Source organism: Bacillus sp. FSL L8-0193, from assembly GCF_037976065.1.
In the GTDB taxonomy this organism is placed as follows: Bacteria; Bacillota; Bacilli; order Bacillales; family Bacillaceae; genus Bacillus; species Bacillus paralicheniformis.
The window spans coordinates 371,851-385,576 of sequence record NZ_CP150261.1; the positions used below are offsets into that span (position 1 = coordinate 371,851).

The window sequence follows — 13,726 nt, forward strand, 5'->3', positions numbered from 1 at the left end:
GCGTGGTTCAGTCTTGCTTTTTCATCATTAGGAGGTAACCAAAGTGGATTTATTTCATCATATTATGTCAGTTTACGCCTCATTTTTCGATTGGGAAATGTGGGTGGAAGTATTAACGGACCCCGTTTCCTGGGGGCTGATCGGCTCGCTGGTCGTGCTGGAAGGGCTTTTATCGGCGGATAACGCTCTCGTTCTCGCCGTCATGGTAAAGCACCTACCGGAAAAACAGCGCAAAAAAGCGTTGACGTACGGTTTAATCGGAGCCTACTTCTTTAGGTTTCTATTCATTGGACTTGGTATGATCCTGATTAAATTCTGGTGGATCAAACTGCTCGGAGCCGCATATCTGGCATGGCTCGTCATCAAGCACTTCTTCATCGGTGAGGGCGATGATGAATCAAACGCCATCAAAAAAGACAGCTGGATGGTACGCGTTTTCGGGGTCTTCTGGGCGACTGTCATTTCGGTAGAACTCATGGACCTCGCATTTTCGGTGGACAGCATCCTGGCGGCATTTGCCGTATCTGAAAAGGTATGGGTGCTTCTGATCGGCGGCATGCTCGGCATCTTAATGATGAGAACCGTTGCGAAATTCTTCCTGACGCTGATTGACAAAGTGCCTGAACTTGAAGCAACGGCCTTTGTTTTAATCGGGATCATCGCACTGAAAATGGCTGCGAGTGTATGGCATATTGAAATGCCGCACAGCGTCTTCTTTATCATTCTGATTATCGCTTTTGCCGTGACATTCATCATTCACTATATGAACAAGCAAAAAGCTGTGAAAGAGCAAACGGCGGCGTCAAAGGAAGAATAACAAACTGCAAAACATAAAGGGGGGAGTATATCTGCTCCGCCCCTTTTTACATCAAAGGGGTGTATGATTCTTATTCAAAGAAGGTGACCCATATGCAATACTTTGATTTTTTATCCGCCTCTCAAAAAGAAGATGTCTTTTTCAAACTGCCGGGTTCGGTTACTAAAGACTCTCCGAAGCACATTCTGGAGCATGCGCTTGGAGCTGCGCTTTATGTTCCGGGGAACCGAAAAGATATAGCAGATGTCATGATCAATAACAAGTATCCTGAGCTGTGCTCGGTCGTTTTTTGCCTTGAAGATTCGATCGGCGATTGTGAGGTTCTCCAGGCTGAAAACAATCTTGTCAGTCAGGCCGACATGATTTACCAGGCGCAAAAACTGCAGAACATCAGCGGCGATGTGCTGCCGCTGATGTTTATCCGGGTGCGGGAACCTGAGCAAATGCTCGAATTGGGCAACAAGCTCGGCCGCGCGCTTCACTTGTTTACCGGATTCGTATTTCCGAAGTTTTCGATGCTGAATGCGGAGCACTATCTTGATACTTTAACGAAATTGTCGCAAGAATCCGGCATTGTGCTGTACGGAATGCCGATCTTTGAGACACCCGACCTGCTGGCAATGGAAACGAGGGCAAAGGCGCTTCAAGAATTAAAATCAACGCTGGGCTTTTATCAAGATATCGTTCTGAATATTAGGATTGGCGCGACTGATTTGTGCGGTCTGTATGGGATAAGAAGAAAACCGGAAACGCCGATTTATGACGTTTTGGTCATCTCTGATTTCATCAAAGATATCGTCAATTATTTCGGCTTGCAATTTGTGATTTCGGGGCCTGTCTGGGAGTACTTTGAAGATGCTTCGCGAACAGTTAAGACTTTTGGGCCGAATTGGGCTGATGCGGGGGAATCTTCGCTTGTGGTCAATCGGTATATAGACGGATTGATCAATGAAACGCTTCTTGATCTGGCCAACGGCATTCACGGCAAGAGCGTGATTCATCCGTCACAAATAAAAGCGGTCCAAAGCCTGCACGTTATCTCAATGGAAGATTATCTGGATGCCCTGAGCATCGTCGAAAGTGCCGACGGCACCCGAGGCGTTGTGAAAAGCTCTTTTTCAAATAAAATGATCGAAATCAAGCCGTACCTCAGCTGGGCCAAAAAAATATTATTAAAGGCTGAAATCTACGGTGTATATCATGAAAACCGCAGCTATACAGACATACTTAGAGCGTCCAAACCGCTTTCAAATCTTGGATCGTTCGGAAGTTAGGCCGGGCCGGGTGTTGAGAAATGGGCAAAGTGCCTTTGCTGTATAAATGCCGCACCATCTCTCCGGTCTCAAAAATAAGAGCCGTAGACGGCAATCATATATTGTGAATATTCTCAGGAGAAAACAAATGAATGTTTAGGATGAACAGCCATGATGAAAATAGTCGATCTCACGAGCAGCGAGATTCTCAGTTCCCAGCAGGCTTGTGAAGAGTGGGGGATTGATTCGTCTACGCTCCGAAAGAGAGCGCATGATTTTCCTGCAGGAACAATCCGAAAGTTCGGGACAACCTATGCCGTAACAAGAGCGGGCATGTGTGCCGTATTTGGACGGAAAAGTGACACTGACTCAGAAGAAAGGGGAGACGGCTGAGCGCTATGAATCAAGAGATTAATATTCAAAACGCCCTGGTCAATGATGATGAATGGAAGCAGATCATCAAGAAGCCGCTGCCGGAGAGAACCCCGTATGAAAAAAACGGACATCTGATGATAAGCCGTCTGGCGGGACGGATTCTCGGAACGCCGCACGATGAAACGGATTACTACATATATCTCCATGAGCTGTATGAGTCCGGTGATGTGCATGTGTTAAGCGAGACGCTTGATAAGACCATTTCTCCGGAAAGGTTTCAGGCCATACAGCGCATCCATATGGTCAATCAGAGAGAAAAAGGGCTTTCCGTCAATCGGTTTGCCGCTTTTCTCGACGGGGAGCAGCTCATTCCTAAGCACCCTGACGCCGCGATGCACCGCCATTTAAGGAAGGCGCTTATCGAAGTGCTGCAGATGTTTCAGTCCTTTCATGAAAAAGGATTGAACGATCCGGAGTTTCGCCGGGTCCTCCTCGACCTTGTCAAATGGATGGGCAATCATTTGGAGAAGTGGCTGAAAGAAGCCGACTGCGAAAATGCGATGCCGAAAGTGGTTTGGTATGGGGACACCACAAAGAGCCAACGGTATTTTTTATACTATTTGATGCTTGTCGGATGTGATGTGCTGCTGTTCCATCCGGAGGGAAAAGACGAATTTCGGCAGCTTGATCCTGAGCAAAAGCTTTCTTTTGTTTTCACATACCCGGGCACGTCTGCATTAGAGCCGTTCCCGACTGAAAAGCCTCAGCGAAAATCAACGGTGGCGTACCGTTCCGCGAAGGAGCTGGATACTGTTCTGCACAATGAGGATTCGCTCATGTACAAACCTTGGCAGTTCAGGGAGCATACCCCGGTCTCCGTGACTTTGAAGACCACATATGATGAACTGTTTTTAATTGCGAAGGAACGCGCCTTTATCAGACCCGATTTTCAAGCGTCTCAATCAACGGTCAACATTCCGAACTTATTCGCGATGGTCATGGGCGTCTCCGGCAATGAAAAAGAGTACTGGGACCGTCTGCAGACGCTGACGGAGTATAAGGAGTCGCATACGATCCGACGCTTCCCGTTTACAAAGGAAGAGACGTCCAATTATCAATTCCATTACAGCCATGCGCTTGATCAAACGGGGGCGATCGATCCGGGCCGATTAATGGAGAGCAATATATGGCGCTACAAGCATTTGCCTGAGGGAGTTCAGCGCGGCATTGCCCAAGCGGTTTCCAGGCTGTGCAAAAGCCCGAAGATGCTGGCCTTGAACAATGAAAAATCAGCCGATGTGCAGCTGTATTTGTTTACCCAGGCGGTACAGCTTCCGGCAGCGCTTTTGAATATGATTCAGACATTTGACTATTCACAGACAGTGCCGAAGCTGATCTTGTACCACACTGAACAGACGGGAACACTCACCCGTTCAGACGCGGCCGCCTTGCTTTTGTTAAATGAAATCGGCATCGATATCATCATCTATAATCCGCCGGGCTATAAGTGTATTGACCGCTATATCGATGGACAGCATTTCGATATCCATTGGCTTGATGACATGTCCTTCAACCAGGAATTTAAAGAGCCGTCAATCGTCCGGAAGTTCATCAATAAAATCTTTTAAGGAGGGAGCCACTCTGATGGCAAATCCAAATGAAACAAGCATCGTCAATATCAGCAAAGAGGAAGAGATCACGATTGAAAAAGCGGAAGACATCCGTGCCAAACTCCGCCGGGAGCCCGATGTGCAAGCTCTGACACGGCAAATTGACGTAAAAAACCAAGTGGAGCTCTTAGAATTCGGAAAAGAGCCCGCTCTTGAAATATCCAAGTTCTCAGACCGTATTCTCTCTATGATGAGAACAAACAGTGTGACAGATTCAGGTGCGATGTTGACGCAGCTCGGTAAAATCATGGACCGCTTTGACAAGAATGACTTTGAAGAACAGAAAGGCCTGCTTTCCAAGTTATTTAAGCGCGGCAACAGCATGATCGAGAAAATATTTAAAAAATATCAAACGCTCGGCGGTGAAATCGAAAAAATCAACGTCGAAATTTCGAAATATAAAGATGAAATGACAAAATCGACCGTGACGCTTGATGAAATGTATGAAAGCAACCTCAATTACTATGTGGAGCTGGAGAAATACGTCGTAGCCGGCCAGATGAAAATAGAAGAATTGCAGCAGCTCATCCCTGAATATGAAGCGAAAGCGGCCAGCGGTAACCAAATGGCACAGATGGAGCTTGATACGCTTCGAAATGGTATTCAAGCGCTGGAAGAACGGGTGTATGACCTCGATATGGCGCGGATGGTTGCGATTCAAACCGCGCCGCAAATCCGTCTGCTCCAGCGCGGAAACACAAAGCTGATCGGAAAAATCAACTCGGCATTCATCATTACGATTCCGATTTTCAAAAATGGCATCATCCAGGCGGTGACCGCCAAGCGCCAAAAGCTTGTCGCCGATTCAATGAGCGAACTCGACCGCCGCACCAACGAAATGCTGAAGCGAAACGCGGAAAATATTTCGAGCCAGTCCGTTGAAATCGCGAGAATGTCCGGAAGGCCGAGCATCGATATTGAAACGATCGAACAGTCTTGGAATACGATTGTCAAAGGCATGCAGGAGACGAAGCAGATTGAAGATGAGAACAAACGCCTGCGCGAAGAAGGGGCAAAACGCATATTGGAACTTCAGGACAATATGAAAAAAGCCGCTTTAAACGGTTAAAAAGGATAGTGAAGAAGCCGTCCGCCGGATGATCTGGCGACGGCTTCAAATATACAAAAAATCACCGTCATGATAGGCGGTTTTTTATGTTATGCTAGAGAAAGAGAATCACATGGTAAAAAATATATAAACATGAAGGGGATGGAAGTATATGGCCGCTTTATGGCTGGCATTCGGCGGCGGTTTCCTGTCGTTTATTTCTCCGTGCTGCCTGCCTTTGTATCCATCATTTATTTCCTACATCACCGGGATTTCGGTCAGCGATTTGAAAGACCGAGATGCAAAGCGCATCAAACAATCGGTGATGATTCACGCGGCTGCTTTTTTGGTCGGCTTTTCTGTAATTTTTTACATATTGGGTTTCTCCGCCAGCTCGTTTGGCCTGCTGTTTTTGCAATACCATAACTTGATCCGCATGCTGGGCGGAATATTTGTCGTCGTCATGGGCCTGTTCCTCCTCGGCGTTTTCCGGCCGGCTTTCATGATGAAGGAGCGGCGCCTTTCGTTTAGAAGAGGGAAAATAGGCTTGTTGAATTCAATGCTTGTCGGAATGGTTTTTGCGGCGGGCTGGACGCCGTGCATCGGGCCTATATTCGGAACGATCGCATATGCAAATTTTCAGAACCCTGATTTTGGGAGCGCATTCATGATGATCACCGCATATTCTCTAGGTTTTGCCATTCCTTTTTTGCTCATGGCGTTTTTTATCGGAAACATCAGGCCGCTTATGAAATATTCGAATATGCTCATGAAAATCGGCGGCGCGCTGATGATCGTCATCGGCATCCTGCTTTATACGGACAACATGATATGGATGAATATCTGGTATTCGAATTTGACGAATCTCTTTTGAAAAGCTTCCCGCGCCGCATTATGTGAGTAAGATTGTGAAAAACAGCAAAATCGCGGAGGATATCATGTGCTTGTTTGATCACTCATTTAAGGGACATGAGGATTTAGCCAATCGATTTTGGAAGGTTCGCAAATCTGAAGAGCCAAACGGGCTTTACCCGCTCGATAGCGGGATGCTGGAATTCGCGAAAAAAGTGCTTGAATCTTCATTTCAACAATCGGGAGGATCAGGGTGATATACGCTGCTTCTATTCACACGAGCATCCAATCGTCACGGTCCTGGCAGGAATAGAAAACCGCTCGAAAAGAATCGAGCGGCTCCCTTTATATTCGAATTGATTTCTCCTCGGTTTTCCACTGTTTTTTCCATCCGGTCTGAGCAAGCAAAAGCAGTCCGAGTGCCAAAAATGCGATAACGGTAAAGGTGAGGAATCCGCTTGAATACGTACCCGTGATTTGCTTCAGCGTTCCGAGAATATTCGGGAGGAAGAATCCGCCGATTCCCCCCGCAGCGCCCACGACTCCCGTCACCATCCCGATCTCTTGCTGAAATCGCTGCGGTACAAGCTGGAATATCGCGCCGTTCCCCATCCCGAGGCAGCCCATGCCGATAAATAATGCGGCTGTGACAACGCCAAGAGACGGGAGCATACTGACTGAGAACATGCACAGAGCCACCCCGATAAAGAGGAATTGCAGCAGACGCACGCCGCCGATTTTATCGGCAATCAACCCGCCGACAGGGCGGAGGCAGCTTCCCGATGCAACGACGAGCGTGACAAATTCGCCGGCCCTTACCGCCGGAACGGCATATTGGGATGCAAAAAAGTAGCTTAAAAAGTTGGACAAGCCGACAAAACCTCCGAATGTTACGCTGTAGAGAAGGCAAAAATACCAAGTGTCCCTTTCTTTGAAAACAGCAAAATAGTCTTTGAGCGGTTTAGGCGCCGGCTGATTCGGAGGTTCTTTTGCCATAAGGAAATAGCTGAATAACACGAGTATCAGAGGAATCAGCGCCAATCCCATGACGCCGTTCCAGCCCACTTGCTCCGCCAGGCGAGGGCCGAATAGTGTAGCGAGCAGTGTTCCGCTGTTTCCCGCTCCGGCGATCCCCATGGCAAGGCCTTGCAAGTGCGGCGGATACCAGCGGCTCGCCATTGGCAGGGATGCGGAAAAGCTTGCGCCTGCCACACCGAGTAAAATTCCGATGATATACAGCTCGGCGACCGATGAACCGAACTGCCACCCCCATATCAGCGGAATCATCGTCACCAGCATTCCGCCAATAGCCGTTTTTTTCGGTCCGAAACGGTCGGTTAAAATGCCGAGCACAATCCGGAAAAACGATCCGGCCAAAGTAGGTATGGCGACAATCAATCCGACCTGTGATGGAGATAAATCAAAATCAGCCGTAATATAAACACCAAGCGCCCCCAGCAACACCCAAATCATAAAGCTGACATCGAAATATAAAAAAGATGACAACAAGGAAGGCGCGTGTCCGCTCTTCCTCAAATCCGCCAATTTCAATTGCAACACTCCCCATCCGATAGATTCTAGAATTTATCATGACAAAATAGAATAGGGTTGGCAGTATTTTTGTCAGCTTTACTAACAAACTAAAAGATTGAATATTTAAAATGTTAATTTGGACGGCATTATACCCGGCGATGATTGAATGTTGCTGAAGATTTGAGGTGTTATGACTGTTGAAAAGGGGAAACTTAGATTGGAATGGGCCTGATGCACTTGCAGATAAAGCAGTCTTTTGCAGCACGTTTACCAATTTTTCTTTAGCTGCAAGGCATATTTTTACCAAAAAATGTACAAATTTAAGGAAGAAGTATGTAGAGACACAAAATAGACATAAATAAAAATGTATATCACTTGAAAAAGTATGTGAAGTATTGCACAATATGAATGTGAAGAGTTTCACAAACAGCTTAGATTTTAAAACAAACGGCAAAGGAATGATGAGTCATGAGAAACCAAAAAGTCAACCGTACAGTTTTGATCGGTGCGGGTTTTGTTGGAAGCAGTTATGCATTTACGTTAATTAACCAAGGTATCACAGACGAACTTGTGATCATTGATTTAAATAAAGACAAAGCAATGGGCGATGTCATGGATTTAAACCACGGTAAAGCATTTGCCCCGCATCCTGTGAAAACATGGTACGGCACATATGAGGACTGCAAAGACGCCGACATTGTCTGCGTATGCGCCGGAGCAAACCAAAAGCCGGGGGAAACCCGTCTGGATCTTGTCGAAAAAAACCTGAGAATTTTCAAAGGAATTATCGGAGAAGTCATGGCCAGCGGTTTTGACGGCATCTTCCTTGTCGCTACAAACCCGGTCGACATCTTGACTTACGCGACTTGGAAATTCAGCGGACTTCCGAAAGAACGCGTGATCGGAAGCGGTACAACACTTGATACAGCCCGTTTCCGTTACTTGCTCAGCGAGTATTTCGGTGTCGCTGCCCACAATGCGCACGGCTACATCATTGGTGAACATGGAGATACGGAGTTGCCTGTCTGGAGCCACGCGAATATTGGCGGAGTTCCCGTCAGCGACTTGCTGAAAAGAAATGAGAAATACAAAGCAGAAGATCTTGATGAACTGTTTGACAATGTCAAAAACGCCGCTTACCACATTATCGAGAAAAAAGGTGCGACATACTACGGAGTTGCCATGAGCCTCGCGCGTATCACGAAAGCGATTTACCGCAATGAAGAAGCGATTTTAACCGTGAGCGCACATCTTGAAGGCGAATTTGGGGAAAATGATGTTTATATCGGAGTTCCGGCGGTTGTCGGCCGATGCGGAGCGAGGGAAATTGTTGAGCTCGACCTGAATGAAAAGGAAAAACAGCAATTCAAGCATAGCGCAGGTGTGTTAAAAGCAATTTTAAAACCGCATTTTGAACTGCAGGCATAACTGAACATCATGAAGATACTAACACCATGAAGATTGCGAGATGATGAAAATGTGGCAGCAGATATACGATCCGTTTGGGAATCTGTTTATCAGCGCTTTTGCCGCCATTCTGCCGATTCTTTTCTTTCTCCTTGCATTGACCGTGCTGAAGATGAAAGGAATCATCGCGTCATTTTTGACGCTGGCGGTCAGCTTTATTGTAGCGGTTTTCTTTTTTCACATGCCGGCTGCGAAAGCTGTCTCAGCCGTTTTACTTGGAATTGCAAACGGTCTTTGGCCGATCGGATATATTGTCCTGATGGCTGTATGGCTTTACAAAATTTCTGTCAAAACCGGAAAGTTTAAAGTGATCAGAGCGAGCATTGCCGGGATTTCGTCTGACCAGCGGCTTCAGTTATTGCTGATCGGGTTCAGTTTTAACGCCTTTTTGGAAGGCGCGGCAGGCTTCGGCGTGCCGATTGCGATCAGCGCCGTTCTTCTTGTCGAGCTTGGTTTTAAACCTTTAAAAGCGGCATCTCTATGTTTAATTGCGAATGCGGCATCCGGCGCCTTTGGAGCGATCGGAATTCCGGTAATCACAGGAGCACAGATGGGAGGCTTGACACCGGTTGAGCTTTCCAGAACGCTCGCTTTGATGCTGCCGTTCATCACTTTCTTTGTCCCGTTCCTGCTCGTTTTCATACTGGACGGGTTTAAAGGAATAAGGGAAACGCTGCCGGCTCTCCTTGTATTAAGCGGAAGCTATACGGCGGTGCAGACTTTAACGATGATTGGATTGGGGCCGGAACTTGCGGACATTTTGGCCGCTTTAATCAGTATGGGAGCGCTGGCGCTGTTTTTGAAAAAGTGGCAGCCGCGCCACATATACAGAGAAACCGGGAATGAACATGAACCCGCTGAAAAATATCATGCAGCAGACATTATGAAAGCCTGGTCTCCGTTTTATATCTTGACCGCCGTCATTGCGGTGTGGAGCCTGCCCGGTTTTAAAGGACTTTTTCAGGAAGGCGGATGGCTGAAACAATCGACGATTTTATTCAACATGCCTTTTCTTCACCGGGAAGTGCTGAAAACGCCGCCAATCGCTCCGGAACCGGCACCGCTTGATGCCGTGATGAAGCTTGACTTCATTTCAGCGACGGGTACGGCGATACTCATCGCCGTGATCTTCACGATTGTGCTGAGCCGAAACATCAGTTTCCGCGGAGGACTTTCCAGCCTGAAAGAGACGGTCAAGGAACTGTGGCTTCCTGTTCTGACCATTTGCTTTGTGATGGGTTTTGCAAACCTGGCCAATTATGCCGGATTGAGTTCAACCATCGGACTGGCGCTTGCCAAAGCAGGGGATATTTTTCCGTTCGTCAGTCCCGTATTGGGCTGGATCGGCGTGTTTATCACAGGTTCAGTCGTCAGCAACAATGCATTATTCGGCCACCTGCAAGCTGTCACCGGAGCGCAAATCGGGACAAGCTCAGCGTTGCTGCTTGCCGCCAATACCGCGGGAGGCGTGATGGCCAAGCTGATCTCACCGCAGTCGATTGCGATTGCAACAGCCGCGGTCCAAGAGACAGGGCAGGAATCAAAGCTTTTCAGCCAAACCGTTAAATATAGCTTGATCCTGCTTTTCATCATTTGCATTTGGACATTTGCACTTTCAAAGCTTGGCATATAAAGAAGAGCCTTTTCCCGCGATGGGAAAAGGCTTTTTAATCTGTTTGTTCTATCATCTCCTCTTTTTGAATACATTGTACAAGTTATCCGCGGAAGGAGGACGAGATATGATAAACATCTTCCTGAGTTATGTGTTTTTGGGCTTGTCTTTGGCCGCACCTGTCGGCCCTGTGAATGCGGCGCAGATCGACAGGGGGATGAAAGGTGGCTTCTTTCATGCCTGGCTGTTTGGTCTTGGCGCTGTGACGGCGGATGTCTTATATATGGCTTTGATCTATTTTGGAGTCGCTCAATTTTTGACAGCGCCATTTTTAAAAACGTTTTTATGGCTGTTTGGTTTTTTTGTTTTGACCTATACGGGGATCGAGAGCCTGGTCAAGGCGAAGGAAGTATCGCTGATGAGGGGTGCGGGAGAGAAAGGTTCATACCGCAAATCTTTCTTGTCTGGGCTGGTGATCTCCCTTTCAAACCCGCTGAGTATCATGTTCTGGCTCGGCATTTACGGAAGCATTTTGGCGAAAACGGTAGAGACGTACGAATCATACCAGCTGCTAATATGCAGTTCAGGCATTTTAATCGGACTTTTTTTGTGGGACTTGGCCATGTCTTTTCTTGCGGGGACATTCAGAACATTTTTAAGCCCGCGGATGATCCAAGCAACGACTTGGCTCGCGGGCATCAGTCTAATTGTTTTCGGATGTTACTTCGGCTATCAGGGGATGCTCGAACTGCTGAAGGCGGGAGGCTGATTATGTCTGCCCGTTTTTCTGTTCCTGATGGGCCCACCTTTTTTTCATCAGCATTGTCACAACAGCAATAACGGCAAGAAACAGAAGGCTCACAAAAAAGCCGGGTCTACTGTTTTTTTCAAATAACGTACCTGAAACGGCAAATAAAATCAGGACAAGCGCTGTGATAATCTGGACATTCCCTTTCATTTTTGGCTTTGTGAGCTTTTTGCTGGAAAGCAGGATAAACATCCAGTTATAGAGCAGCATTAAGCTGGCGGCCGTTGTCATATGTTCATAAAGCTGCTTCGGCAAAAGCAGTGACAGAACGATGGAAGCAGCGAGAACGAGCACCGTCAGGCCGAGTGCCGGCCACGATACTTTCGCCTTTTCTTTTTTCGCAAAGCAGGCCGGTGCATCTCCATTTTTCGCCATTGTTCCCATCAGTGTGGTGACAGCGAACAGGGAAGCAGTCAGCGTTGAAAAACCGGCGATAATGAAAATGCCATTGAAAATATCCATGATCAAATCGAGATGAAAGTCTTTTAATGACGTAATAAACGGGCTGTTCTGTTCGGTAAATGCCCCGTGGGGGACTAGGAGCATGGCCAGCCCGATCGATGCGACGTAAATCACAGCAAGGGTTATGAGCATCAGGCTCCCTGATTTTGATGAATCTTTCGGGTCTTTTAAGTGAATCGCCATCAGACCCATGACTTCTATTCCTCCATAGGCGTAAAATGTGTAAATCAACCCCGTCCATAATCCCATAAAGCCGAAAGGGAACAATTCGTGAACCCGGTCAGGGAACTGCGCGTCAGGCGTTTTTCCTGGCAACAGCCCGCACAATGCCAAGACAGCGATGATGATAAACATTAAAATGGCCGCCGTTTTCAACACGGCCAGTATGTTTTCCGTTTTTTCAAAACTGCTGCGCCCTGTGAAAATGACGATCAGCCCGAGAACCGCATAAATGGAGGCGAACACCCACAGCGGAACCTGGTTAAACCAATGGCGTGTAAACAGGGAGATCGCCGTCAACTGACTCCCGATAATCAGCATTTCCGATGACCAGTAGACCCAGCCATTGCTAAACCCCGCCCAATTGCCGAAGGCCTCCCTGGCATAAGAACAAAAAGACCCTTCAACAGGATGATCCGCCGTTAATTTCGCCAGCTGCTGAAAGACGAGAAAAGTGCCAAGGGCAGCAAGAAGAAAGGCGGCTAATACGGAAAAGCCGCTTTTCTTAATCGCGATGCTTGAACCGAGAAAAAACCCCGTTCCAATTGTGCAGCCGACTCCGATCATGGAGAGCTGCCACCATTTTAAATCTCCTTTTTTCGCTTGTCGTTTCATCGTTTCAACCCCTCTAAATCTTCTTGTTATTTTGCCAGGGGGCGCCTTTTTTATTCACGAAGAAAAGAGGGAGGAAAGGCTCTCTGCGCACCTCAATATTCACTTTGAAATAAAACATATGCTATAGTTAAAGACATAATCATTACGGTTCATTCAGTCAAAAGGAGGAATGACGGATGACTTTACAAGAAAAAATCATGCAGGAACTGAATGTAAAGCCTTCTATCGAACCGAAACAGGAAATTGAAAAAAGGGTCGGTTTTTTAAAAAGCTATTTGAAAAAAACGGGTGCCAAAGGTTTTGTTTTAGGCATCAGCGGAGGACAGGACTCCACATTGGCGGGCAGGCTTGCCCAGCTGGCTGTTGAAGAATTGAGAGAAGAAGGCGTTCAGGCGGAATTTATTGCGGTCCGCTTGCCTTACGGCGTTCAGCAGGATGAAGATGACGCCCAGCTGGCACTCAAATTTATCCAGCCTGACAAGTCTTTTGCTTTTGACATTGCTTCAACTGTAGGCTCATTTGCTGATCAATATCAGTCAGTCACGGGAGAGGCGCTTGCCGATTTTCACAAAGGCAATGTAAAAGCAAGAGTCCGGATGATTGCCCAATATGCGATCGGGGGTCAAAATCAGCTGCTGGTGATCGGAACAGACCATGCTGCAGAAGCTGTTACCGGATTCTTCACAAAATACGGAGACGGAGGGGCAGACCTTTTGCCGCTAACAGGATTGACAAAGCGCCAGGGCAGAAGCCTGCTGGAAGAACTGGGAGCGCCGGAGCGGCTTTATACGAAGTCTCCGACCGCCGATTTGCTTGATGAAAAACCTCAGCAATCCGATGAAACAGAGCTCGGCCTGACGTATGATAACATCGACGACTACCTTGAAGGAAAAGCCGTCTCCAGCGAGGTGGCCGAGGCGATCGAAAAACGCTATAAGGCATCCGAGCACAAACGCCAAGTCCCTGCTTCAATGTTTGACGACTGGTGGAAATAG

General features: G+C 47.4%; 13 protein-coding genes. 11 read left to right on the top strand and 2 right to left on the bottom strand.

Translation table 11 applies throughout. The features are described 5' to 3' along the window. Positions 1 to 43 precede the first annotated feature (43 nt). The 7 genes from MHH76_RS01990 to MHH76_RS02020 all read left to right on the top strand — a co-directional run bounded on the left by MHH76_RS01990 (position 44) and on the right by MHH76_RS02020 (position 6,272). Entirely contained in the window at positions 44 to 817 is a 774-nt protein-coding gene (locus MHH76_RS01990) for a TerC family protein (protein WP_020450066.1), read from the top strand. A gap of 92 nt (positions 818 to 909) precedes the next feature. Continuing rightward, entirely contained in the window at positions 910 to 2,091 is a 1,182-nt protein-coding gene (locus MHH76_RS01995; RefSeq protein WP_043054040.1) for an HpcH/HpaI aldolase/citrate lyase family protein, read from the top strand. A 150-nt stretch (positions 2,092 to 2,241) separates the two neighbouring features. Further along, positions 2,242 to 2,463: a helix-turn-helix domain-containing protein gene (locus MHH76_RS02000; RefSeq protein WP_003178729.1), complete on the top strand. Its 222-nt coding sequence runs from the start codon at positions 2,242 to 2,244 to the stop codon at positions 2,461 to 2,463. 5 nt (positions 2,464 to 2,468) lie between these two features. Continuing rightward, positions 2,469 to 4,073: a YceG family protein gene (locus MHH76_RS02005; protein WP_043054041.1), complete on the top strand. Its 1,605-nt coding sequence runs from the start codon at positions 2,469 to 2,471 to the stop codon at positions 4,071 to 4,073. A 16-nt stretch (positions 4,074 to 4,089) separates the two neighbouring features. After that, a complete protein-coding gene (locus MHH76_RS02010; protein WP_020450069.1) occupies positions 4,090 to 5,184 on the top strand; it encodes a toxic anion resistance protein in 1,095 nt (364 codons plus the stop codon). A gap of 151 nt (positions 5,185 to 5,335) precedes the next feature. Beyond that, positions 5,336 to 6,037: a cytochrome c biogenesis protein CcdA gene (locus MHH76_RS02015; RefSeq protein WP_026580495.1), complete on the top strand. Its 702-nt coding sequence runs from the start codon at positions 5,336 to 5,338 to the stop codon at positions 6,035 to 6,037. Positions 6,038 to 6,071: 34 nt separating this feature from the next. Beyond that, on the top strand, positions 6,072 to 6,272 hold the full coding sequence (locus tag MHH76_RS02020) for a hypothetical protein (protein ID WP_025810794.1): 201 nt from the start codon (positions 6,072 to 6,074) through the stop codon (positions 6,270 to 6,272). Between the two features lie 88 nt (positions 6,273 to 6,360). On the opposite strand, the gene MHH76_RS02025 is transcribed toward MHH76_RS02020, so the two are convergent. Beyond that, positions 6,361 to 7,566 (bottom strand): nitrate/nitrite transporter, encoded by a 1,206-nt coding sequence (locus tag MHH76_RS02025; protein ID WP_020450072.1) that lies wholly within the window; start codon positions 7,564 to 7,566, stop codon positions 6,361 to 6,363. Between the two features lie 450 nt (positions 7,567 to 8,016). On the opposite strand from MHH76_RS02025, the gene MHH76_RS02030 reads away from it, so the two are divergent. The 3 genes from MHH76_RS02030 (at position 8,017) to MHH76_RS02040 (ending at position 11,396) form a co-directional block, all read left to right on the top strand. Next, positions 8,017 to 8,976 carry an L-lactate dehydrogenase gene (locus MHH76_RS02030; RefSeq protein ID WP_020450073.1) on the top strand — a complete coding sequence of 320 codons (960 nt, stop codon included), beginning with the start codon at positions 8,017 to 8,019 and terminating at the stop codon, positions 8,974 to 8,976. A 49-nt stretch (positions 8,977 to 9,025) separates the two neighbouring features. Continuing rightward, entirely contained in the window at positions 9,026 to 10,648 is a 1,623-nt protein-coding gene (locus tag MHH76_RS02035; RefSeq protein WP_025810793.1) for an L-lactate permease, read from the top strand. A gap of 109 nt (positions 10,649 to 10,757) precedes the next feature. Next, positions 10,758 to 11,396 carry a LysE family translocator gene (locus MHH76_RS02040; RefSeq protein WP_023855684.1) on the top strand — a complete coding sequence of 213 codons (639 nt, stop codon included), beginning with the start codon at positions 10,758 to 10,760 and terminating at the stop codon, positions 11,394 to 11,396. Here the strand turns inward: MHH76_RS02040 and MHH76_RS02045 are convergent, their stop codons facing one another. Then, complete coding sequence (locus MHH76_RS02045) at positions 11,397 to 12,731, bottom strand: amino acid permease (RefSeq protein WP_035337285.1); 1,335 nt, start codon at positions 12,729 to 12,731, stop codon at positions 11,397 to 11,399. It lies immediately after the preceding gene. Positions 12,732 to 12,907: 176 nt separating this feature from the next. Here MHH76_RS02045 and nadE point away from each other — a divergent pair, with 176 nt between their 5' ends. Further along, positions 12,908 to 13,726, top strand: a complete 819-nt coding sequence (gene nadE, locus MHH76_RS02050) for an ammonia-dependent NAD(+) synthetase (RefSeq protein ID WP_020450077.1) — start codon at positions 12,908 to 12,910, stop codon at positions 13,724 to 13,726.

Bases quoted from the DNA above. Each gene is read 5' to 3' on its own strand.
- MHH76_RS01995 (WP_043054040.1), top strand. From the start codon at position 910: ATGCAATACTTTGATTTTTTATCCGCCTCTCAAAAAGAAGATGTCTTT.
- MHH76_RS02000 (WP_003178729.1), top strand. From the start codon at position 2,242: ATGATGAAAATAGTCGATCTCACGAGCAGCGAGATTCTCAGTTCCCAG.
- MHH76_RS02005 (WP_043054041.1), top strand. From the start codon at position 2,469: ATGAATCAAGAGATTAATATTCAAAACGCCCTGGTCAATGATGATGAA.
- MHH76_RS02010 (WP_020450069.1), top strand. From the start codon at position 4,090: ATGGCAAATCCAAATGAAACAAGCATCGTCAATATCAGCAAAGAGGAA.
- MHH76_RS02015 (WP_026580495.1), top strand. From the start codon at position 5,336: ATGGCCGCTTTATGGCTGGCATTCGGCGGCGGTTTCCTGTCGTTTATT.
- MHH76_RS02030 (WP_020450073.1), top strand. From the start codon at position 8,017: ATGAGAAACCAAAAAGTCAACCGTACAGTTTTGATCGGTGCGGGTTTT.
- MHH76_RS02035 (WP_025810793.1), top strand. From the start codon at position 9,026: ATGTGGCAGCAGATATACGATCCGTTTGGGAATCTGTTTATCAGCGCT.
- MHH76_RS02045 (WP_035337285.1), bottom strand. From the start codon at position 12,731: ATGAAACGACAAGCGAAAAAAGGAGATTTAAAATGGTGGCAGCTCTCC.
- nadE (WP_020450077.1), top strand. From the start codon at position 12,908: ATGACTTTACAAGAAAAAATCATGCAGGAACTGAATGTAAAGCCTTCT.